This window comes from Streptomyces sp. CA-106110 (assembly GCF_050936285.1).
In the GTDB taxonomy this organism is placed as follows: Bacteria; Actinomycetota; Actinomycetes; order Streptomycetales; family Streptomycetaceae; genus Streptomyces.
The window spans coordinates 7,404,436-7,427,109 of the sequence record NZ_JBNJNB010000001.1; the positions used below are offsets into that span (position 1 = coordinate 7,404,436).

The 22,674-nt window shown below is 67.2% G+C and carries 13 protein-coding genes and 3 rRNA genes; 11 read left to right on the forward strand and 5 right to left on the reverse strand.

Translation table 11 applies throughout. From position 1 onward, the window contains the following. The first annotated feature begins 149 nt into the window (after positions 1-149). The 4 genes from ACQEXA_RS34195 (at position 150) to rrf (ending at position 6,870) form a co-directional block, all read left to right on the forward strand. Positions 150-1,157: a stage II sporulation protein M gene (locus tag ACQEXA_RS34195; RefSeq protein WP_433131942.1), complete on the forward strand. Its 1,008-nt coding sequence runs from the start codon at positions 150-152 to the stop codon at positions 1,155-1,157. A 575-nt stretch (positions 1,158-1,732) separates the two neighbouring features. Beyond that, positions 1,733-3,255, forward strand: a 16S ribosomal RNA gene (locus ACQEXA_RS34200). Between the two features lie 308 nt (positions 3,256-3,563). Further along, positions 3,564-6,668: ribosomal RNA gene (locus ACQEXA_RS34205) — 23S ribosomal RNA — on the forward strand. 85 nt (positions 6,669-6,753) lie between these two features. Beyond that, a 5S ribosomal RNA gene (rrf, locus tag ACQEXA_RS34210) occupies positions 6,754-6,870 on the forward strand. The 16S, 23S and 5S rRNA genes sit together here, the layout of an rRNA operon. A gap of 93 nt (positions 6,871-6,963) precedes the next feature. On the opposite strand, the gene ACQEXA_RS34215 is transcribed toward rrf, so the two are convergent. The 5 genes from ACQEXA_RS34215 to ACQEXA_RS34235 are packed head-to-tail and all read right to left on the reverse strand — an operon-like array spanning position 6,964 to position 12,517. Next, positions 6,964-8,274 carry a DUF58 domain-containing protein gene (locus ACQEXA_RS34215; protein WP_433131944.1) on the reverse strand — a complete coding sequence of 437 codons (1,311 nt, stop codon included), beginning with the start codon at positions 8,272-8,274 and terminating at the stop codon, positions 6,964-6,966. Next, positions 8,274-9,263: an AAA family ATPase gene (locus ACQEXA_RS34220; protein WP_432939213.1), complete on the reverse strand. Its 990-nt coding sequence runs from the start codon at positions 9,261-9,263 to the stop codon at positions 8,274-8,276. Before ACQEXA_RS34220 ends, ACQEXA_RS34215 begins: the two co-directional genes overlap by 1 nt. Continuing rightward, positions 9,263-10,453, reverse strand: a complete 1,191-nt coding sequence (locus ACQEXA_RS34225) for a DUF4350 domain-containing protein (RefSeq protein WP_432928385.1) — start codon at positions 10,451-10,453, stop codon at positions 9,263-9,265. The genes ACQEXA_RS34220 and ACQEXA_RS34225 overlap by 1 nt, the downstream gene beginning before the upstream one ends. Continuing rightward, positions 10,450-11,166: a DUF4129 domain-containing protein gene (locus ACQEXA_RS34230; protein ID WP_432928383.1), complete on the reverse strand. Its 717-nt coding sequence runs from the start codon at positions 11,164-11,166 to the stop codon at positions 10,450-10,452. Before ACQEXA_RS34230 ends, ACQEXA_RS34225 begins: the two co-directional genes overlap by 4 nt. A gap of 4 nt (positions 11,167-11,170) precedes the next feature. Then, a complete protein-coding gene (locus ACQEXA_RS34235; protein WP_432928382.1) occupies positions 11,171-12,517 on the reverse strand; it encodes a proline-rich domain-containing protein in 1,347 nt (448 codons plus the stop codon). Positions 12,518-12,657: 140 nt separating this feature from the next. Here ACQEXA_RS34235 and mtnA point away from each other — a divergent pair, with 140 nt between their 5' ends. The 7 genes from mtnA (at position 12,658) to hpf (ending at position 22,466) form a co-directional block, all read left to right on the forward strand. Next, a complete protein-coding gene (gene mtnA, locus ACQEXA_RS34240) occupies positions 12,658-13,803 on the forward strand; it encodes an S-methyl-5-thioribose-1-phosphate isomerase (protein ID WP_432928380.1) in 1,146 nt (381 codons plus the stop codon). A 407-nt stretch (positions 13,804-14,210) separates the two neighbouring features. Then, positions 14,211-15,437 carry a SpoIIE family protein phosphatase gene (locus ACQEXA_RS34245; RefSeq protein WP_432928378.1) on the forward strand — a complete coding sequence of 409 codons (1,227 nt, stop codon included), beginning with the start codon at positions 14,211-14,213 and terminating at the stop codon, positions 15,435-15,437. Positions 15,438-15,797: 360 nt separating this feature from the next. Continuing rightward, positions 15,798-16,487: a two-component system response regulator MtrA gene (gene mtrA, locus ACQEXA_RS34250; RefSeq protein ID WP_359397045.1), complete on the forward strand. Its 690-nt coding sequence runs from the start codon at positions 15,798-15,800 to the stop codon at positions 16,485-16,487. A 1-nt stretch (position 16,488) separates the two neighbouring features. Continuing rightward, entirely contained in the window at positions 16,489-18,540 is a 2,052-nt protein-coding gene (gene mtrB, locus ACQEXA_RS34255; RefSeq protein WP_432928343.1) for an MtrAB system histidine kinase MtrB, read from the forward strand. Further along, positions 18,530-20,362 (forward strand): LpqB family beta-propeller domain-containing protein, encoded by a 1,833-nt coding sequence (locus ACQEXA_RS34260; protein ID WP_432928341.1) that lies wholly within the window; start codon positions 18,530-18,532, stop codon positions 20,360-20,362. The genes mtrB and ACQEXA_RS34260 overlap by 11 nt, the downstream gene beginning before the upstream one ends. 183 nt (positions 20,363-20,545) lie before the next feature. Beyond that, positions 20,546-21,493: a ComF family protein gene (locus tag ACQEXA_RS34265; protein ID WP_432928339.1), complete on the forward strand. Its 948-nt coding sequence runs from the start codon at positions 20,546-20,548 to the stop codon at positions 21,491-21,493. Positions 21,494-21,809: 316 nt separating this feature from the next. Then, complete coding sequence (gene hpf / locus ACQEXA_RS34270) at positions 21,810-22,466, forward strand: ribosome hibernation-promoting factor, HPF/YfiA family (protein ID WP_432928337.1); 657 nt, start codon at positions 21,810-21,812, stop codon at positions 22,464-22,466. Positions 22,467-22,674 lie beyond the last annotated feature (208 nt).

Sequence of the window (22,674 nt, forward strand, 5' to 3'; positions counted from 1 at the left end):
GTACTCCCCGAGGTACGTCAGTTGGTACTCCCCGAGGTACGTCAGTTGGTACTCCCCGAGGTACGTCAGTCTGCCAAGCTGAGGGGCACATCGCGCCGCGGTACGACAAGCTGACACGCAGTACGAGAGGACGAGGAGCAGCCCATCCCATGGACCTCGACGTGTTCGTGTCCACCCATCGCGCCGAGTGGGACCGTCTCGACGCCCTCCTGCGCCGCCGGCGCCGCCTCACCGGAGCCGAGGCGGACGAGCTCGTCGCCCTCTACCAGCGCACCGCCACCCACCTCTCCGTCATCCAGTCCAGCGCACCGGATCCCCAGCTGACAGGTCGGCTCAGTCAACTGGTGGCACGCGCGCGCAGTGCCGTGACCGGCACGCGCCGGGCCTCGTGGCGTGATGTCACACAGTTCCTCGCGTACGGCTTTCCCGCCGCGGTCTACCGTTCGCGCCGCTGGTGGATACCCACCGCTCTGCTGTCAACGGTGATTGCAGCACTCCTGGGGTGGTGGATAGGCACCCACCCGGAGGTCCAGGCCTCCATCGCGGCACCCAGCGAGCTGCGCACCTTGACCCGCCCCGGTGGCGAGTACGAGACGTACTACTCCAGCCATCCCGCCGCCGCGTTCGCCGCCCAGGTGTGGACGAACAACGCCCAGGCCGCCGCGCTGTGCCTGGTCCTCGGCGTCTTCCTGGGCCTCCCCGTCCTCGTGATCCTCTTCGAGAACATGCTGAACCTCGGGGTGGGTGCCGGCCTGATGTCCTCGGCGGGCCGTCTCGACACGTTCCTCGGTCTGGTGCTCCCCCATGGCCTCCTGGAACTGACCGCGGTCTTCGTGGCCGCCGGCACGGGACTGCGACTGGGCTGGACCCTCATCGACCCGGGTCCTCGTACCCGTCGCAGCGCCCTCGCCGAGGAGGGCCGGGCCGCACTCGGGGTGGCGATCGGTCTCGCCCTGGTCCTGTTCGTGTCCGGGGCCATCGAAGGCTTCGTGACACCTTCCGGCCTTCCGACGTGGGCCCGCATAGGGATAGGCGTCGTCGCCGAGCTGGCCTTCCTCACATACGTGTACGTGCTGGGCGGACGTGCGGTCCGGGCCGGCGACACCGGTGACCTGGGTGCGGACGAGCGCAGCGCGAGCGTGCCGATGGCGGCGTGAGCCGACCGGCACCCTGTCGGCTGCTCGATGTGCGTTTCCCCGCGTTGGCCTGCTAGTCTCCTCTTCGCCCCACAAGAGCCGTTGACACGGGTCGAGCGGGGAGGTAGATTTGAACAGTTGCCTAGAGGTGGACCTATCCACCAGCAACAGTGAGCGTCTAGTCGCTTCCGGAGCGCAGCTTCCGAGAAGCCCCCGTTGAATCAGAAATGGACCGCCGGTCAATCGGCTCCGGAAACTCTGATAAAGTCGGGGTCGCCGGAAAGGGAAACGCGAAAGCGAAAACCTGGAAAGCAACCGAGGAAATCGGATCGAGAAAAGATCTGATAGAGTCGGAAACACCGAAGGGAAGCGCCCGGAGGAAAGCCCGAGAGGGTGAGTACGAAGGAAGCGTCCGTTCCTTGAGAACTCAACAGCGTGCCAAAAGTCAACGCCAGATATGTTGATACCCCGTCCGTCGGAGATATTTCCGATGGTCGTGGTTCCTTTGAAGAATACACAGCGAGGACGCTGTGAACGGTCGGATTATTCCTCCGACTGTTCCGCTCTCGTGGTGTCGCCCCGATCACGGGGAAGCATTCACGGAGAGTTTGATCCTGGCTCAGGACGAACGCTGGCGGCGTGCTTAACACATGCAAGTCGAACGATGAACCACTTCGGTGGGGATTAGTGGCGAACGGGTGAGTAACACGTGGGCAATCTGCCCTGCACTCTGGGACAAGCCCTGGAAACGGGGTCTAATACCGGATACGAGCCTCCTCCGCATGGTGGAGGTTGGAAAGCTCCGGCGGTGCAGGATGAGCCCGCGGCCTATCAGCTTGTTGGTGAGGTAACGGCTCACCAAGGCGACGACGGGTAGCCGGCCTGAGAGGGCGACCGGCCACACTGGGACTGAGACACGGCCCAGACTCCTACGGGAGGCAGCAGTGGGGAATATTGCACAATGGGCGAAAGCCTGATGCAGCGACGCCGCGTGAGGGATGAAGGCCTTCGGGTTGTAAACCTCTTTCAGCAGGGAAGAAGCGAAAGTGACGGTACCTGCAGAAGAAGCGCCGGCTAACTACGTGCCAGCAGCCGCGGTAATACGTAGGGCGCAAGCGTTGTCCGGAATTATTGGGCGTAAAGAGCTCGTAGGCGGCTTGTCACGTCGGTTGTGAAAGCCCGGGGCTTAACCCCGGGTCTGCAGTCGATACGGGCAGGCTAGAGTTCGGTAGGGGAGATCGGAATTCCTGGTGTAGCGGTGAAATGCGCAGATATCAGGAGGAACACCGGTGGCGAAGGCGGATCTCTGGGCCGATACTGACGCTGAGGAGCGAAAGCGTGGGGAGCGAACAGGATTAGATACCCTGGTAGTCCACGCCGTAAACGGTGGGCACTAGGTGTGGGCGACATTCCACGTCGTCCGTGCCGCAGCTAACGCATTAAGTGCCCCGCCTGGGGAGTACGGCCGCAAGGCTAAAACTCAAAGGAATTGACGGGGGCCCGCACAAGCGGCGGAGCATGTGGCTTAATTCGACGCAACGCGAAGAACCTTACCAAGGCTTGACATACACCGGAAACATCCAGAGATGGGTGCCCCCTTGTGGTCGGTGTACAGGTGGTGCATGGCTGTCGTCAGCTCGTGTCGTGAGATGTTGGGTTAAGTCCCGCAACGAGCGCAACCCTTGTCCCGTGTTGCCAGCAGGCCCTTGTGGTGCTGGGGACTCACGGGAGACCGCCGGGGTCAACTCGGAGGAAGGTGGGGACGACGTCAAGTCATCATGCCCCTTATGTCTTGGGCTGCACACGTGCTACAATGGCCGGTACAATGAGCTGCGATACCGTGAGGTGGAGCGAATCTCAAAAAGCCGGTCTCAGTTCGGATTGGGGTCTGCAACTCGACCCCATGAAGTCGGAGTCGCTAGTAATCGCAGATCAGCATTGCTGCGGTGAATACGTTCCCGGGCCTTGTACACACCGCCCGTCACGTCACGAAAGTCGGTAACACCCGAAGCCGGTGGCCCAACCCTTGTGGAGGGAGCTGTCGAAGGTGGGACTGGCGATTGGGACGAAGTCGTAACAAGGTAGCCGTACCGGAAGGTGCGGCTGGATCACCTCCTTTCTAAGGAGCACTTCTCACCAGCCCTCGGGTTGGTCAGAGGCCAGTACATCAGCGAACGTCTGATGCTGGTTGCTCATGGGTGGAACGTTGACTACTCAGCACACTTGACCTGCTCTGGTCGTTAGTACTGCTTCGGCGTGGAACGCGAGTTGGAGAGGTGAGGGTGTCGGGCACGCTGTTGGGTGTCTGAAGGTACGGCCGTGTGGTCGTCCTTCGGTGCCGGCCCCAGTGAACTCGGACCGTGATGGTTCGGGGTGATGGGTGGTTGGTCGTTGTTTGAGAACTGCACAGTGGACGCGAGCATCTGTGGCCAAGTTTTTAAGGGCGCACGGTGGATGCCTTGGCACCAGGAACCGATGAAGGACGTGGGAGGCCACGATAGTCCCCGGGGAGTCGTCAACCAGACTTTGATCCGGGGGTTTCCGAATGGGGAAACCCGGCAGTCGTCATGGGCTGTCACCCACTGCTGAACACATAGGCAGTGTGGAGGGAACGCGGGGAAGTGAAACATCTCAGTACCCGCAGGAAGAGAAAACAACCGTGATTCCGGGAGTAGTGGCGAGCGAAACCGGATGAGGCCAAACCGTATGCGTGTGAGACCCGGCAGGGGTTGCGTATACGGGGTTGTGGGATCTCTCTTCTGTTGTCTGCCGGCAACAGGACGAGTCAGAAACCGTTGATGTAGGCGAAGGACATGCGAAAGGTCCGGCGTAGAGGGTAAGACCCCCGTAGTCGAAACGTCAGCGGCTCGTTTGAGAGACACCCAAGTAGCACGGGGCCCGAGAAATCCCGTGTGAATCTGGCGGGACCACCCGCTAAGCCTAAATATTCCCTGGTGACCGATAGCGGATAGTACCGTGAGGGAATGGTGAAAAGTACCCCGGGAGGGGAGTGAAATAGTACCTGAAACCGTGTGCCTACAAGCCGTGGGAGCACTTTGGTGTGACTGCGTGCCTTTTGAAGAATGAGCCTGCGAGTTTGCGGTGTGTTGCGAGGTTAACCCGTGTGGGGTAGCCGTAGCGAAAGCGAGTCCGAATAGGGCGTTTGAGTAGCACGCTCAAGACCCGAAGCGGAGTGATCTAGCCATGGGCAGGTTGAAGCGGAGGTAAGACTTCGTGGAGGACCGAACCCACCAGGGTTGAAAACCTGGGGGATGACCTGTGGTTAGGGGTGAAAGGCCAATCAAACTCCGTGATAGCTGGTTCTCCCCGAAATGCATTTAGGTGCAGCGTCGTGTGTTTCTTGCCGGAGGTAGAGCACTGGATAGGCGATGGGCCCTACCGGGTTACTGACCTTAGCCAAACTCCGAATGCCGGTAAGTGAGAGCGCGGCAGTGAGACTGTGGGGGATAAGCTCCATGGTCGAGAGGGAAACAGCCCAGAGCATCGACTAAGGCCCCTAAGCGTACGCTAAGTGGGAAAGGATGTGGAGTCGCACAGACAACCAGGAGGTTGGCTTAGAAGCAGCCACCCTTGAAAGAGTGCGTAATAGCTCACTGGTCTAGTGATTCCGCGCCGACAATGTAGCGGGGCTCAAGCGTACCGCCGAAGTCGTGTCATTGCAGCATAACGGCCAACGCCGGCTGTGATGGGTAGGGGAGCGTCGTCTGCCGGGTGAAGCGGCACTGGAAGGTAGTCGTGGACGGTTGACGAGTGAGAATGCAGGCATGAGTAGCGATTCACACGTGAGAAACGTGTGCGCCGATTGACTAAGGGTTCCTGGGTCAAGCTGATCTGCCCAGGGTAAGTCGGGACCTAAGGCGAGGCCGACAGGCGTAGTCGATGGATAACCGGTTGATATTCCGGTACCCGCTGTGAAGCGTCAAACATCGAATCCGGGGATGCTAAGCCCGTGAAGCCGCCGCTCGTCGTCTTTGACGTCGAGCGGAGTGGTGGAGCCGGTGACCCGAGCTGGTAGTAGGTGAGTGATGGGGTGACGCAGGAAGGTAGTCCATCCCGGGCGGTGGTTGTCCCGGGGTAAGGGTGTAGGACGTCAGGTAGGTAAATCCGCCTGGCTTGTGTCTGAGACCTGATGCCGAGCCGATTGTGGTGAAGTGGATGATCCTATGCTGTCGAGAAAAGCCTCTAGCGAGTTTCATGGCGGCCCGTACCCTAAACCGACTCAGGTGGTCAGGTAGAGAATACCGAGGCGTTCGGGTGAACTATGGTTAAGGAATTCGGCAAAATGCCCCCGTAACTTCGGGAGAAGGGGGGCCATGCCTGGTGAGAGCACTTGCTGCTTGAGCTGGGGGTGGCCGCAGAGACCAGCGAGAAGCGACTGTTTACTAAAAACACAGGTCCGTGCGAAGCCGTAAGGCGATGTATACGGACTGACGCCTGCCCGGTGCTGGAACGTTAAGGGGACCGGTTAGCTCCATTTCGGTGGGGCGAAGCTGAGAACTTAAGCGCCAGTAAACGGCGGTGGTAACTATAACCATCCTAAGGTAGCGAAATTCCTTGTCGGGTAAGTTCCGACCTGCACGAATGGCGTAACGACTTCTCGACTGTCTCAACCATAGGCCCGGTGAAATTGCACTACGAGTAAAGATGCTCGTTTCGCGCAGCAGGACGGAAAGACCCCGGGACCTTTACTACAGTTTGATATTGGTGTTCGGTTCGGCTTGTGTAGGATAGCTGGGAGACTTTGAAGCAGCCACGCCAGTGGTTGTGGAGTCGTCGTTGAAATACCAGTCTGGTCGTGCTGGATGTCTAACCCGGGTCCGTGATCCGGATCGGGGACAGTGTCTGATGGGTAGTTTAACTGGGGCGGTTGCCTCCTAAAGGGTAACGGAGGCGCCCAAAGGTTCCCTCAGCCTGGTTGGCAATCAGGTGTTGAGTGTAAGTGCACAAGGGAGCTTGACTGTGAGACCGACGGGTCGAGCAGGGACGAAAGTCGGGACTAGTGATCCGGCGGTGGCTTGTGGAAGCGCCGTCGCTCAACGGATAAAAGGTACCCCGGGGATAACAGGCTGATCTTCCCCAAGAGTCCATATCGACGGGATGGTTTGGCACCTCGATGTCGGCTCGTCGCATCCTGGGGCTGGAGTCGGTCCCAAGGGTTGGGCTGTTCGCCCATTAAAGCGGTACGCGAGCTGGGTTTAGAACGTCGTGAGACAGTTCGGTCCCTATCCGCTGTGCGCGTAGGAGTCTTGAGAAGGGCTGTCCCTAGTACGAGAGGACCGGGACGGACGAACCTCTGGTGTGCCAGTTGTTCTGCCAAGGGCATGGCTGGTTGGCTACGTTCGGGAGGGATAACCGCTGAAAGCATCTAAGCGGGAAGCCTGCTTCGAGATGAGGACTCCCACCCACTTGATGGGGTAAGGCTCCCAGTAGACGACTGGGTTGATAGGCCGGATCTGGAAGCACGGTAACGTGTGGAGGTGACCGGTACTAATAGGCCGAGGGCTTGTCCTCAGTTGCTCGCGTCCACTGTGTTGGTTCTGAAACCACGAACAATCCCCGCACTGATGTGCTGGGCGGGTTGTCTGTTTCATAGTGTTTCGGTGGTCATAGCGTGAGGGAAACGCCCGGTTACATTTCGAACCCGGAAGCTAAGCCTTACAGCGCCGATGGTACTGCAGGGGGGACCCTGTGGGAGAGTAGGACGCCGCCGAACAAATCTTGGGAAAACCCCGCACCTACGGTGCGGGGTTTTCTGCATTTCAGGGCATGTTCCCACCCCCTGAGAGGCGGAAATGGATGGTCGACCTCAGAGCCGGCCCGCCGCCTTCAGTGCCAGATATGCGTCCGCCAGCGCTGGCGCCAGGTCCTCCGGCGTCGCGTCCACGACGGTGACCCCATGGCGTTGCAGTTGTTCGGCCGTGCGGGTGCGTTCCGCCTGGGCCTGGGCCGCGGCCGCCGCCTCGTACACCGCATCCGCACTTCCCCTGGCCGTCGCCATGGCGGCCACGTGAGGATCGGCGACCGATGCGAGCAGCACCGTGTGCCGCTGGGTGAGGCGGGACAGTACCGGCAGAAGCCCTTCCTCGACGGGGGCCGCGTCAAGAGAGGTCAGCAGGACGAGCAAGGAACGGCGTGGCGCAGTGCGGAGCGCGGTGGCCGCCAGCCCGCGGCTGTCCGTTTCCACCAGCTCCGGCTCCAGTGTCGCCATGGCGTCGACCAGTGAGGGGAGCAGGTCACGGGCGGCTCGGCCCTGCACCAGGGCGCGAACGCGGCGGTCGTAGGCGAGCATGTCGACGCGGTCGCCGGCCCGGGAGGCCAGGGCGGCCAGCAGGAGCGCCGCGTCCATGCAGGCGTCCAGACGAGGTGCGTCCCCGACTCGTCCGGCCGATGTGCGGCCGGTGTCCAGGACCAGCAGGATGTGCCGGTCTCGTTCGGGGCGCCAGGTGCGCACCGCGACGGTCGACTGACGCGCCGTAGCACGCCAGTCGATGGAACGGGTGTCGTCCCCGGGTACGTACTCGCGCAGGCTGTCGAACTCGGTCCCTTCGCCGCGGATCAGCACGCTGGTGCGGCCGTCCAGTTCACGGAGGCGGGCCAGTTTGGACGGGAGGTGCTTGCGGCTGGCGAAGGGCGGCAGGACCCGTACCGTCCAATTGACTGTGTGCGCGCCCTGGCGGGAGAAAAGGCCGAGGGGGCCGTAGGAGCGGATCGTGACGCGGTCCGCGTGCCGGTCACCGCGGCGGGTGGGGCGCAGACGGGTCGTCACACGGCGGCGCTCGCCCGGAGGGACCGTCAGATGGTGGCGGAAGGCGGGCGTTTCGGTCCCCGGCTGCCAGCTGCTGGGCGGCCAGGCGTCGCGCAGCCGGGCCCGCAGGGGGCGGCTCGAGGGGTTGGTGACCGTGAGCGTCACGTCGGCCGCTTCACCGAGTCGTACCGATGTGTCGCCGGAACGGCTCAGACCCAGTCGCCGAACCGGGGCGGCCAGCGCGAAGTCGCAGGCGCACGCCAGGGCGAGCGATCCGTTGACGGCGAGGATGCCTGTCCAGCTGGGTTCCCAGATGCCGACCGGGAGGGTGCCGAGTGCCGCGAGCAGGGCGGCGCGTCCGGTGAGTGCCATTACCGGGGGACGGGGACGTTGGCGAGGATCGCGTTGATGACGGAGTCCGCCGTCACGCCCTCCATCTCTGCCTCCGGGCGGAGTTGGATGCGGTGACGCAGCGTCGGTAGAGCCAGTGCCTTCACGTCGTCGGGGATGACGTAGTCACGACCCGTCAACCAGGCCCAGGCCCGGGACGTGGCGAGGAGGGCCGTCGCGCCGCGAGGCGAGACGCCGAGGGAGAGGGATGGCGATTCGCGGGTGGCGCGGCAGATGTCCACGACGTACGCGGTGATCTCCGGGGAGACCGCCGTCTTGGCGACGGCGGCGCGTGCGGCCTCGAGGTCGGCCGCGCTTGCCACCGGGCGTACGCCGGCGGCGCGCAGATCGCGGGGGTTGAAGCCGGCGGCATGACGGGTGAGGACGTCGATCTCGTCCTGGCGGGAGGGGAGAGGGATCGTCAGTTTGACCAGGAACCGGTCAAGTTGGGCTTCCGGGAGCGGATACGTGCCCTCGTACTCGACCGGGTTCTGCGTCGCGGCGACCAGAAACGGCTCCGGGAGCGGGCGCGGGGTGCCGTCGACCGTGACCTGTCGTTCCTCCATTGCTTCGAGGAGCGAGGACTGGGTCTTGGGCGGGGTGCGGTTGATCTCGTCGGCCAGCAGCAGGTTGGTGAAGACCGGGCCGGCCTGGAAGGAGAACTCGGCTGTGCGGGCGTCGTAGACGAGGGACCCGGTGATGTCGCTGGGCATCAGGTCCGGTGTGAACTGGACGCGCTTCGTGTCGAGTTCGAGTGCGGAGGCCAGTGCGCGCACGAGCAGTGTCTTGGCGACCCCGGGGACCCCTTCCAGCAGCACGTGTCCGCGGCAGAGGAGGGCGACGACGAGGCCGGTCACCGCGGGATCCTGGCCGACCACGGCCTTGGCGATCTCGGCGCGCAAGGCTTCCAGGGAGGCGCGGGCGGTACCCGCGTCCCCGGTGTACCCGGCGTTGTCAGTGGTCGGGTCCATCATGGACGGCGTACCTCTCTTTCGAGGGCGTCGAGTTGGTCGGCGAGGGCAGTCAGGGCCGCGTCGTCGCCGGGCGGCGGGCCGAAGAGGAGAGCGTGCATGGACTGTGCGTCGCCGTGCAACTGTGCGGACAGTGCGGGGAGCAGGGCCTCGGGCGCGTGCGCCTGGGCGAGGGGAATGCCTACGAGGGGGGCGAGGCGGGTGCGGGTGGAGGAGCGCAGAGCGATGGCGGCGCGGTCCCGGGCGTCCGCCTTGCGGTAGAGGCGGGCGCGGCCTTCGACGGTTTCGGAGGCGCGGATCGCGACGGGGAGTTTTTCGGCGACCAGCGGGCCGAGTCGGCGCGCCCGCCAGAGCGCGGCCAGGCCTGCGGCGATGAAGAGTTGCAGGGTGCCCCAGATCCAGCCCGAGGGGAGCAGGTCGAAGAAGGTCTTGCGGCCGGCATCGGTGGCCGAGGCGTCGGAGAGCGAGGGGAGGTACCAGACCAAGTGGGAGCGCGAACCCAGAAGTTGCAGGGCGAGCGAGGCGTTGCCCTGCTCGGCCAGGCGGTTGTTGTAGAGGATGTCGGGCGCGCCCAGGACGACGGTGTCGCCGCCTCCGGAGACGGCCGGGACACGCACCAGGGTGGGCAGGCCGTCGCTGGGGTAGCAGGTGTCGGCCTGGTCGATGCTCGTGTCGTAGCGGAGGCCGCCCGTGGTGGCGGCTCCGGCTCTGCGGGCGACGGGCAGCGTACAGTCCGGGTCGAGTGCCGACTCGAAGCTGGGGGCGGGGTCGGCCGAGACCCCGGGTGCCAGGGTCGCGACCGAGACGTCGGGAGCGATCAGGATCGTCCTGCCGCCGGAGACCTTCACCGCCTGGTGCGCCACCTGCTGTTGACGGTGCGTCAGCAGGTCGGGTACGGCGATCAGCAGCGTCGTGTCGGGACCGACGGCGGCGCGGGCCTCGTCCAGGGTGGTGACGACACGCGTGGAGACTCCCCGCTCGGCGAGGAGAGCGGCGACGGCATGGCTGCCGTAGGGGTCGGCGGAGCGCGGGTCCAGGCGGCCGTGATGGGTGTCCGAGCGGATGACCGCGAGCGCGAGGGCCCCGATCAGGAGGAGGACGACGGCGAGCAGGACACCGCGTGCCCGGGTCCAGACCTGGCGCACGGTGGGCGAGACCGAGGTGGACGGGAGCAGGGTCTCGGTGGTCATCCGGCGGCTCCCTGGCGGCCGTTGTGGGCCGTGGCGAGGGTGCTGCCGGTGAGCTGTGGCTTGGCGCGCTCCAGGTCGTCGTCCAGGGCGGCCAGGCCGCGGTACGTCCCCTCGCCGGCGGTGTGGCCGCCGTATGTGACGTCGTCGAAGTCGCGGGCCGCCGTGCGCAGCGGGTCGGCGTGGTCGGGCAGGGTCCGGCCGGCATCGGAGGCTGCTTCGTCGGCGGTCCGGCCGGGGCGTACGTCGAGCAGGGCCCGTTCCTCCAGGGAGCGGACGATCGCGCGCATGCGCTCCTGGACGGCCTGGTTCCAGTGGCCCTGGGCGGCGTGCGCCTCAGCGGCCGCACGGTGTTCGGCCGCGCTTCGGGGGCGGTCCTCGAAGAGCGCGGCGGACGCCGCGGAGGCGCGCCGCGGGGTGCCGAGGCGCCACCACAGGGCGACGACGACCGCCAGCACCGCCAGGACGATGACCAGCAGGCCCACCGAGCCGCCCGGTGTCGCGGTCGAGGCGGCTCCGAACAGCCGGTCGACCCAGTCCCAGAAGGCGTTCAAAGTGCGCTGCAGCAGCCCTGGGTCGTTCTCGTGGTACATCCGCTTGGACAGCTCGCGCCGGGCCACCTCCCGCGCGGGGTCGCGTGGGATCGTCACCGGTGGTCCGTCGCCCGAGCGCCACAGCACCGGTACGACTTTCAGCACTCCCCCCGTCATGCTCACCGCATCAGCTCCCCGGGGTGGTGCCGGGGGTGTCGGAGCCGTGGACCTGGAGACCGGCGGCGCGGGCCAGATCGAGGTCGAGGGCCTCGCGGCGGATGCGCTGGTCGATGTAGAGGAGCACGGTCACGCCGGCGGTGATCGGGAAGGTGACCATGCGTCCGATCACCGAGCCGATGCCGCTGACGATGAGGAACGTCCAGCCGACGCTGCCCGGGGTGCTGTTGACGAGGCTGCTGATGCCGTCACCGCTCACCGCCCCGGCCACGATGACGAACGGGATCACGACGAGCGACGCGACGATGGCCGCGATGACCTGGGCGAGCAGCTGGATGCCGAAGATCCGCCACCACGAACCGCGCACCAGCTTCGCGGAGCGGCTCATCGATTTGCGGATGCTCTGCCTCTCCAGCATCAGCGCGGACGGGGCGAGCGAGTAGCGGGTCATGATCCACAGGGCCGCCACGCCCCCGACCAGTCCGCCGAGGACGGCCAGCGCGGTGCCTCCGGCGGTGGAGGCGGTCACGGCGACGAGGATGCCGGGCAGCGTGCCCACGGCGATGGCCGCGAGCGCTATGAGCGGCAGCAGCACCGTCAGGCCGATCAGCCTCGCCAGCTGGGAGCGGGAGGGGCGCGATGGCTCAGCGGTCACCGATTTGCCGAGCACCGCGCGGCTGGTGACGGGTGCGAGCAGTCCTGTGGCGACAATCGTGGCGAGCAGGACCACGAGCAGGACGACACAGGAGCTCACCATCGTGTCGGCCATGGCGCGGCTCAGCTCGTGCACGGAGGCGTTCGGGTCGTTGAGGGTGTCCGTGGTGGTGCTGTCGGCCAGGACGAATTTCTGGAGCAGAAGGACGGCCGTCTGCATGACGACGGAGACGGCCAGCGAGATGCCGAGGACCGTGCGCCAGTAGGTGCGCATGGTGGAGACCGCGCCGTCGAGGATCTCACCGACGCCGAGCGGGCGCAGCGGGATCACGCCGGGCTTGGCGGCGGGGGGCGGGCCCCAGGCGCCGCCCCATGCCCCGTTGCCGCCGTATCCGCGGTCGGGTCCTCCCCAGCCGCCGTATCCGGCGCCCGCGCCGGGGTAGCCGCCGGGAGCGGTGGGAGGGTGGGAGGCCCAGCTCCGGCCGGGCTGCGGCGATGGCGGGTTCTGGCCGGGCCCGTGAGGCTGGGGAGCGGCCCACTGCCCCGGCGGCGGCTGCTCCTTGGACCACTTGCTCGGCGGCTGCGGCTGATCGGCGCCGCCCTGACCCGTGGGCTGCTCCGGCGACTGCGCGCCGGATGCGTCCGGCTGCTGCCCGTCGGCCGGGGCAGATCCGGGCGAGGCCCAGCCCGGAGTGTCTTCCATCGTCGCTCCTTCACGGTGCCCGTCCGCGGTCGCGGCGGCGAGTTGGCTGCCATCGTGCCACGCTGCGTTCGCCAAGGGACCGGGGGGAGAGCCTGCTGTACACCTTCAATTGTCGGCCGGATACGGGGCAGACTGACGGCATGGCTGATCAGTACGCGCAATCCGGCGAGGACATGCAGTCCATGGGGATATCCGTGATCCGCTGGGACGAGCCGCCCGAGGGGCCCGTGCTGGTGCTTCTCGACCAGAGAAGGCTCCCCGCGGAAGAGGTCGAGCTCGTGTGCACGGACGCGCCCGCGCTGGTGGACGCGATCCGCACTCTCGCCGTGCGCGGGGCACCGCTGCTCGGGATCGCCGGCGCGTACGGTGTCGCGCTCGCCGCCGCACGCGGCTTCGACGTGGACGATGCCGCCGCGGCGCTCGCGGGCGCCCGGCCCACCGCGGTGAACCTGGCTGTCGGCGTGCGCAGGGCCCGGGCCGCGTACCGGACCGCACTCACCGACGGCCAAGGCCAGGAGCAGGCCGCCGCGGCGGCGCTCGCCGCGGCGCGGGAACTGCACCAGGAGGACGCCGCGGCCAGCGGACGCATGGCGCAGCATGGGCTGGCCCTGCTGGACGAGCTGCTGCCGGGCGGCGGGCACCGGGTGCTCACGCACTGCAACAGCGGGGCGCTGGTGTCCGGAGGGGAGGGCACGGCGTTCGCGGTGGCGCTGGCGGCGCACCGGGTGGGACGTCTGCGCAGGCTGTGGGTGGACGAGACGCGGCCGTTGCTGCAAGGTGCCCGCTTGACGGCGTACGAGGCGGCCCGCCACGGGATGGCGTACACCTTGCTCACGGACAACGCGGCGGGCTCGCTCTTCGCCGCCGGAGAGGTGGACGCCGTACTGATCGGGGCGGACCGGATCGCGGCCGACGGTTCGGTGGCGAACAAGGTGGGGAGCTATCCGCTCGCTGTGCTCGCCCGCTACCACCACGTGCCGTTCATCGTGGTGGCACCGGTGACGACGGTGGATCCGGACACGCCGGACGGAGCGTCCATCGAGGTCGAGCAGCGGCCCGGACATGAGGTGACGGAGTTCACCGCACCTCGGGTGCCGGTGGCGGGAGTGGAAGCGGGCGGCGGGATCGCGGTGGCGCCCCTGGGGACCCAGGCCTACAACCCTGCGTTCGACGTGACGCCGCCCGAACTGGTGACGGCGATCGTCACCGACGAGGGCGTCGTGTCGCCTGTGACCGCCGACGCACTCGCCGCGCTGTACGACAGGTCGCGCCAGGTAACGATTTAGGCAATGGGTTGATGTCGCACTGATCGACGAAAACGGCCCCTCCACCTGCGGCGATTCGCAGACGAAGGGGCCGTGACAGCTCCCGGCTGACATTAGGGCGATGCCACATCAGGTGGCGTGGAAAGGGCACCCGGTCGTCGGCCGCCGGGTGGACGTCTCCCTCACAGACGTAGAAGCCGCCGTCCAGCCATCCTGGGCCGCCACGGGCGCATGCGGCGGCCTCAAGGGAGAGTCGCAGGCTCAAGGTGTAGCGAGCTCCCCTGGACGCCTCGCTGGGGCGGCGAGAGCCGAAGGAGCAGGTGCAGACGCGCAGCTCAGGCGCCGGTTGAGGTCGGCGAGCCCCGCCGCTGGATCGCCCATAGAATGACATTTGAGGTGGTCGCGCTCACGGACCCTGGAGAGCGCGCATGTCACTGGACTTCTTCGATTTCACAGCGTTCTGTGACGCAGCGCCGAGCCCGTATCTGGTGCTGGACAAGGACCTGGTGATCCGCTACGTCAACCCCGCATGTCTCCAGATCACCGGGCGAACCAGGGAAGAGCTCATCGAGAAGTACTTCTTCGACGCCCTGCCAGGAAATCCCGGCGCCCCCGGGGACGACGAAGAATACGTAAAGGCATCGTTGCTGAAGGTCCTGGACACCGGGAAGTCGGACACCCTGACGCTGCAGCGGTACGACATACCCGCCCCCGACCGGCCGCGCCAGTTCGAGGAGCGGTGGTGGTCCGTGGTCCACACCCCGATTCCGGGGCCGGACGGCAGCGTGAAGTGGGTCGTCCAACGGGCCGACGACGTCACCACCTTCGTCCACTCACCCAGGGCACGTCAGTTCACCGAGCACAACAAAGGCATAGCCGCCGAGCTCTACGTGAGGGCGCGCGAGCTTCAGCGGCTGAATCAGGAGTTGCGACAAGCCCACGCCCGCGAGCGCCAGGTCGCCGTCACCTTGCAGGAAGCCATGCTCGACGACCCTGACCTGCTCCGCTACGAAAACGTCGCCGTGCGGTATCTGCCTGCGACCACATCACTCAACGTGTGCGGCGACTGGTACGACATCGTCGATCTGCCACCCGACCTCTACTCGGTGGCGGTCGGAGACGTCGTCGGCCATGGTCTGAACGCTGCGGCCGTCATGGGCATGCTGCGCAGCGCCCTGAGTGCAGCCATCCGGGCCCTGCCCAGCCCCGCTCAGGCCCTGGAAATCCTCGGTCTGTACGCCCGCTCCATTGAAGGCGCGACGGCCGCAACCGCGGTCAAGGTACTCATCGACCCCCGCACCAGACTGATCATCTACAGCAACGCCGGGCACCCACCGCCTGTCCTGCTCCACCGCGACGGGACCTGCGAGTTGCTGGACCAGGCCACCGATCCGCCCCTGGGCGCCCGCCCGCATCATGTCCCTCGCCCCCAGGCCAGCATGACCTACACCCGGGGGGACACTCTCGTGCTCTACACCGACGGGCTCATCGAGCGCCGCGGCGAGGACATCTACACCGGCCTGGCCCACCTGACCAATGCCCTGGCTCAGGACACCGCCCTTGCTCCCGACCAGCTGGCCGACACGCTGCTGGCCCGCCTCGGCGTCGCCAACGGCGCCAGCGACGACATAGCCCTGGTCGTCATCCGCCTGTGACGTCGGGCGACGCGGCTCACTTGCCGCGCCTCGATCAAGCAGGCAACGGGTGCTCCGCGCTGTCCGGGGAACTCCAGCAGAAGGAGTTCGTCCGAGACGTCCATCTGTGGCTCCGCTGGCACGTACCGAAACAACCCCTTATCCTCTTCGCGCATTTTGTCGCGATGTCTCGGTAAAGGATGTATCTGACTGCCTGCGTTGAGTGACGATGGCGGGGACGAGGCTGCCCGCCTCGGAGCCGGAACCCGTTCCCGACATCAAGGTCCGCGGACGAGGGCAGACAGTGACGGTCACATACGACTATCGTCACAGGCCAGTGACCTTGTTCACCAGCGCCATGGTCACCGTTACGAGAATGGGATGATGTCGTTTATGAAGGGACGAGTCCTTGTCGTCGACGACGACACCGCACTGGCCGAGATGCTCGGCATCGTGCTGCGTGGCGAAGGTTTTGAGCCGTCTTTCGTAGCCGACGGAGACAAGGCGCTGGCCGCCTTCCGTGACACCAAGCCCGACCTGGTGCTCCTCGACCTGATGCTGCCCGGGCGGGACGGCATCGAGGTGTGCCGTCTGATCAGGGCCGAGTCCGGTGTGCCGATCGTGATGCTCACCGCCAAGAGCGACACCGTGGACGTGGTGGTCGGTCTGGAGTCGGGCGCGGACGACTACATCGTGAAGCCGTTCAAGCCGAAGGAGCTGGTGGCCCGCATCCGGGCGCGGCTGCGGAGGTCGGAGGAGCCGGCGCCTGAGCAGCTCGCCATCGGCGACCTCGTCATCGACGTGGCAGGTCACTCGGTGAAGCGGGACGGGCAGTCGATCGCGCTCACGCCGCTGGAGTTCGACCTGCTGGTGGCACTGGCGCGCAAGCCGTGGCAGGTGTTCACCCGCGAGGTCCTGCTCGAGCAGGTGTGGGGCTACCGCCACGCGGCGGACACCCGACTCGTCAATGTTCACGTCCAGAGGCTGCGTTCCAAGGTCGAGAAGGACCCGGAGCGGCCGGAGATCGTGGTGACCGTACGTGGTGTCGGTTACAAGGCCGGACCCAGCTGACATGTCGCGGGACAGTGCCGCTTCGGCGCCCGGTCGGCCGGGAGCCCGTACGGGGCGGCCTGTCGGTCGGCAGGGCTCCGGATGGGAAAGTTTCTTCGAGGGCGGGCTGCTCCAGGGCGGAGTCCAGGGCAGCCCGGTCCTTCGGCTCGTCATGCGCTGGGTGCGCCGTCCACTGCTGCCCGTGATGCGGCTGTGGCGACGCAACATCCAGCTGAAGATCGTCGTCACGACGCTGCTGATGTCGCTCGGCGTGGTGCTGCTGCTCGGCTTCGTCGTCATCGGTCAGGTGCGCAACGGCCTGCTGGACGCCAAGGTGAAGGCGTCGCAGAGCCAGGCCGTGGGCGGTTTCACGGTCGCCGGGCAAAAGGCGGACAGCGCGGCCAGCGCGAGCGGCGGTGACGACAACCCGGGCGCCGGCAACGACCCCGTGCAGAACGTCAGCGGGTGGATGGGCGACCTCGTGGAGTCGCTCTCCAGCGGCGGTCAGGGCGCGTTCGACGTGGTCACGCTCAGTACGGCCGTCGCTGACAACGACAACCGCGGACTCGGACCGCGCGCGTCGGGCGGGGTGGACCCGAGCCAGAGCGTCCCAGAGGACCTGCGCACGCGCGTCGGCGCGGGCATGGGTGTGGCCCAGAGCTACACCCGGATCACCTACACCGACAGCGGACGCGACACGCAGCCGGCGCTCATCATCGGCAAGCAGATCAACGACCCGAACGGACACCCGTACCAGCTGTACTACCTCTTCCCGCTCACACAGGAGGAGAAGTCGCTCAGCCTGGTCAAGGGGACGCTCGCGACCGCCGGGCTCTTCGTGGTGGTCCTCCTCGGGGCGATCGCCTGGCTCGTGGTGCGTCAGGTCGTCACACCCGTACGGATGGCCGCGGGCATCGCCGAACGGCTGTCCGCCGGGCGTCTGCAGGAACGTATGAAGGTGACCGGCGAGGACGACATCGCGCGGCTCGGCGAGGCCTTCAACAAGATGGCCCAGAACCTCCAGCTGAAGATCCAGCAGCTGGAGGACCTCTCGCGGATGCAGCGGCGGTTCGTGTCCGACGTGTCGCACGAGCTGCGTACGCCGCTGACGACCGTGCGGATGGCGGCCGACGTCATCCACGAGGCGCGTGTCGACTTCGATCCGGTGACCGCCCGGTCCGCCGAGCTGCTTGCCGACCAGCTGGACCGGTTCGAGTCGCTGCTCGCGGACCTGCTGGAGATCAGCCGCTTCGACGCCGGCGCGGCCGCGCTGGAGGCCGAGCCGATCGATCTCCGTGAGGTCGTGCGACGGGTGGTGAGCGGCGCCGCGCCGCTCGCGGAGCGCAAGGGCACCCAGATCCGTGTCGTGGGCGACCAGCAGCCCGTCGTGGCCGAGGCGGATGCCCGGCGCGTCGAGCGTGTGCTGCGCAACCTCGTGGTCAACGCGGTCGAGCACGGCGAGGGCAAGGACGTCACCGTCAAGCTCGCCGCGGCGGGCGGCGCGGTGGCGATCGCGGTGCGTGACTACGGTGTGGGTCTCAAGCCGGGGGAGGCCACCCGTGTGTTCAGCCGCTTCTGGCGGGCGGACCCGGCACGCGCGCGTACGACCGGCGGTACGGGCCTCGGGCTCTCGATCGCCCTGGAGGACGCACGGCTGCACGGCGGCTGGCTGCAGGCATGGGGTGAGCCGGGCGGGGGTTCGCAGTTCCGGCTGACGCTGCCGCGGACCGCGGACGAACCGCTGAGGGGTTCCCCGATACCGCTGGAGCCCATGGACTCCCGGCGCAATCGCGGGCTCAGCGACGCCGGTCTGCCGCAGGGCGGATCCGGCAGGCTGGCCACGGTGCCCCGGCAGGCCACGGAGGAGAGGGCGTCCTCCCGCGACCCGATAGCGGCGCGGATGGCCACGGTGGCACCTGCCGCCGACCCGACCGCGCTGCCCGGCAGCGGCGCGCGTGTGGTGCCGCGGTCCACCGGGACCCTGAGGCGCCAGGACGAGAGCACACAGGAACCGGCGCACGGCGTCGGCAGGCCCGACGAGCGTGAGCAAGGGGAGGCATCGGGTGGGCGCTGAGGGGGGCGGCCGACGGCGTGCGCTGCACCTGGGGGTGTATGTCGGCTGTGGGGCCGTACTGCTGAGCGGGTGCGCCTCCATGCCGGACAGCGGAGGTCTCAGCGGGGTCGAGTCGACGCCCCGGCAGGACACCCAGGTCCGGGTCTTCGCGGTGCCGCCGCGCGAGGACGCGGGGCCCGACGAGATCGTGCGGGGCTTCCTGGAGGCGCTGACCAGCGACGACCCGCAGTACGAGACGGCGCGGAAGTACCTGACGGACAGCGCGCGGCGCCACTGGGACCCGGATGACTCCACCACGGTGCTGTCCGACGGGCCGAACGCCGAGGCCGACCAGGCCAGGAGCCGGGAGGCGGGCGACGACTACGCGTACACGCTGACCGGCAGCCGGCTCGCCGTGGTGGACTCCGAGCACGCGTATGCGCCGGACTCGGGCTCGTACAGCAGGACGGTGCACCTGACGCAGGAGAAGAAGACCAACCAGTGGCGCATCGACTCGCTGCCACAGGGCGTCGTGATGGGCAAGTCCGACTTCCAGCGCAACTACGTGTCGGTCAACAAGTACTACTACGCCTCGAACGCGCCCGCCTCCCCGAGCGGCCAGCTGAGCACGGTCGCGGACCCGGTGTACGTACGCAGCAAGGTGGACCCCGTGACCTCGACGGTCCGCTCTCTGCTGAAGGGCCCTACACGCTGGCTCGACCCCGTCGCGGCGTCGAGCTTCCCGTCGGGTACGGCGCTCAGGAGGGGGGTCACCTCCCTGTCGCCCGACGACCAGAACAAGCTGACGGTGCCGCTCAACGACAAGGCGGACCGGGTCGGGCAGACGCAGTGCACCAGGATGGCGGCGCAGCTGCTGTTCACGCTTCAGGACCTGACGCCCACGGGTGTGGACCAGGTCGAGCTCGAGCGCTCGAACGGCAGGAGGTTGTGCGAGCTGGACGAGAACCACGCCGAGATCATCGCCTCGCACGGCACGGCCAAGCGGTCCGAGTACAACTACTTCATCGACAGCAAGGAGCGGCTCGTCCGCCTGCGCAGCGAAAGCACCTCCAAGGAGCCCGAACCGGTTCCGGGTGCGCTGGGCCAGGAAGACAAGAAGTTCCGTTCGGCCGCCGTCTCACGGGACGAGGACACCGCCGCCGGCGTCTCCGCAGACGGGCGGAATCTGTATGTGGGCTCGCTGGTGTCGGGCGCCTCGCTCGGCGACCCCGTGCTGACCAGTGAGGGCGCGTCGCCGGGCGACCGGCTGACGACGCCGAGCTGGGACGGCGCGGGCGACCTGTGGGTGGCCGACCGCAACCCGAAGAACGCCCGGCTGGTGCTGCTGGAGAAGGGCGCGGGCCGGCCGGTCGAGGTGAGCGTGCCGGATCTGGACGGGCGCATCGACGCGGTGCGTGTGGCCTCCGACGGTGCGCGGATCGCTCTGATCGTGGAGAAGGACGGTACGACGTCCCTGCAGATCGGACGAGTGGAGCGGGACACAGGGTCCGGCGGGCGGCTCAGCGTGTCGGTTCTCGAACTGCACTCCGTGACTCCGCAACTGGAAGAGGTCACGGCCATGTCGTGGGCCGGTGACAGCAAGCTCGTGGTGGTCGGTCGCGAGTCCGGCGGGGTGCAGCAGCTGCGCTATGTGCAGGTGGACGGCTCCACGCCCACGGGCACTCCGCCGCCCTCGCTCACGGGCGTCACGCAGATCGCGGCGTCCGAGGACGAGCATCTGCCGCTGGTGGCGTACTCGGTGGACGGGATCGTGCGCCTGTCGGCCGGGGAGCAGTGGCAGAAGGTGGTCAAGGAAGGGACGGCACCCGTCTATCCCGGGTGAGCCGTGCATGCCGGGTGAGCCGTGCGCGTGAGTTCAGCCGTGCGTCCGGGCTCGGCCGTATCCGCGCCCGTGCCATCCGTCCGTTCGGCGGTTATCCACGGCCATCGGACGGTTATCCACAGGGAAAGCCGGGAGTTATCCACAGGCCTGGCAGGTCCTCGCGGGCGTTGGCACAGTGGGGTCATGCGGAGGTGGTGGCAGGACCTCACCGACCTGGTGCTGCCGGCCGAGTGCGGCGGCTGTGGCAGGCCGCGCACGGTGCTCTGTCCCGAGTGCCGCGCGGCTCTCCACGGCGGCGCACCGCGCCGGGTGCGACCGGTGCCGGAACCGGTGGGGCTGCCCGTGGTGCACGCGGCGGCCGCGTACGAGGGCGCCGTGCGCGCCGCGCTCCTGGCGCACAAGGAGCGGGGGGTCCTCACGCTCGCGGGACCGCTTGGGACGGCGCTGGCCGGGGCCGTCCGGGCGGGTCTCGTCGCGATCGGTCCCGAGGCCGGGCGGGCGGCGGTCGATGCGGGCGCTGTGCCGTGCGGCGCGGGCCGGGGGGCAGGGCGGGCAGACGGCAGATCGGGGGCTTCGGGCAACAGCGGCGGAGGGGGACCCGTGTTGCTCGTGCCCGTGCCTTCGTCGCGGCGGGCGGTGCGGGCGAGGGGGCACGATCCCACGCGGCGGATCGCGCTCGCTGCGGCGGGCGAGCTGCGCCGGTGCGGGACGGCGGCGCGGGTGGCTGCCGTGCTGCGGCAGCGACGGGCCGTGGCCGACCAGTCGGGGCTCAATTCCCGGCAGCGGCTGGCCAATCTCGCGGGCGCGCTGGAGGTGGCCGGCGAAGGCGGGAGGCTGTTGGCAGACGCGCCCGTCGTGCTCGTCGACGATCTGATGACCACGGGCGCGTCGCTGGCTGAGGCGGCGCGCGCGGTCCGGGATGCGCTCGCCGTTGCACGGACGGCGGACACGGATGTGTATGTCCGTGGGACAGGGGAAGCAACGGGGGAACAGAGAGCAGAACAGAGGACGGCAACGACGTACTGGATGCGAGCACCACGGGAAATGACCGCTGGGAACGGCCTCGGAGACCGGATCCGAGCGGCGGTGGTCGCTGCGTCGCCGGAATCTTTCGAAATAAACCGGAACTGACTCAGATCTTGCGTCGTTGCAGGTAATGGGGAGGTCAATTCACCTGAACGGAGGTACGCCGTAGTAGAGGGTGACGACATCCGTCCGGGCGAGATATGTTCGGTTGTGGAGGGAAAGGCGCAGGCCGTCCCTCGCTTATCCGAATGCCGATCTGCGGGTTTTCTGAATCACCCGTAGTGGTCGGGGTGGGGATCTCACCCCGGGGGGAGGAGGAGGTGGAAGTCACCGAGTCCGTGGCTCCGGTGGTCACCGGGGCCTGGTGCACAAGGGAGATGCTCCGCCAGCGGTGCGGAGCGATCCGGGAACGGAGTTCTGCGTGGACATCGTCGTCAAAGGCCGCAAGACCGAGGTGCCCGAGCGGTTCCGGAAGCACGTGGCCGACAAGCTGAAGCTGGACAAGATCCAGAAGCTGGATGCCAAGGTGATCAGCCTCGATGTCGAGGTGTCCAAGGAGCCCAACCCCCGACAGGCCGACCGCAGCGACCGAGTGGAGATCACGCTTTACTCCCGCGGTCCGGTGATCCGGGCGGAGGCAGCGGCCAGCGATCCGTATGCCGCGCTCGACCTGGCGGCGGAGAAGCTCGAGGCCCGGCTGCGCAAGCAGCACGACAAGCGACACACACGTCGCGGGGTGGCCCGGCTGACGGCAGCCGAGGTGCCCGACCACGTCCCGGGTGCCGCGACACTCAACGGCCACGGCGTCGTACCGCAGGATGAGGCAGGCGGCGTAGCGGCCAAGAAGGTGGGATCGCTCGAGGTGCAGGGCGAAGGCCCCCTCGTAGTACGCGAGAAGACCCACGTCGCGTCCCCGATGTCGCTCGACCAGGCGCTCTACGAAATGGAGTTGGTCGGGCACGACTTCTACCTGTTCGTCGACTCCGAAACCAAGCAACCGAGTGTTGTCTACCGACGGCACGCGTACGACTACGGCGTCATTCACCTCAGCACGGACCAGATGGTGGCTCAGGCGTAGACGGTCGACGCGGCAGGAGCGCTCAGCGGCTGATCCCGCTGGATGAGTGCTGTGACCCGGTGCCCCTGGTGAGCCCGTGCGCCCCCAGGGGCACCGGTGTGCGACCTCTTCACGCCGCGCTCTGTCGCCTGACCGCCACCCGGGCATGGAATCATGGCCGTAACGGCCCAACCGATGGGCCGTTACCTTGGGTTGGCGATGGCACGCA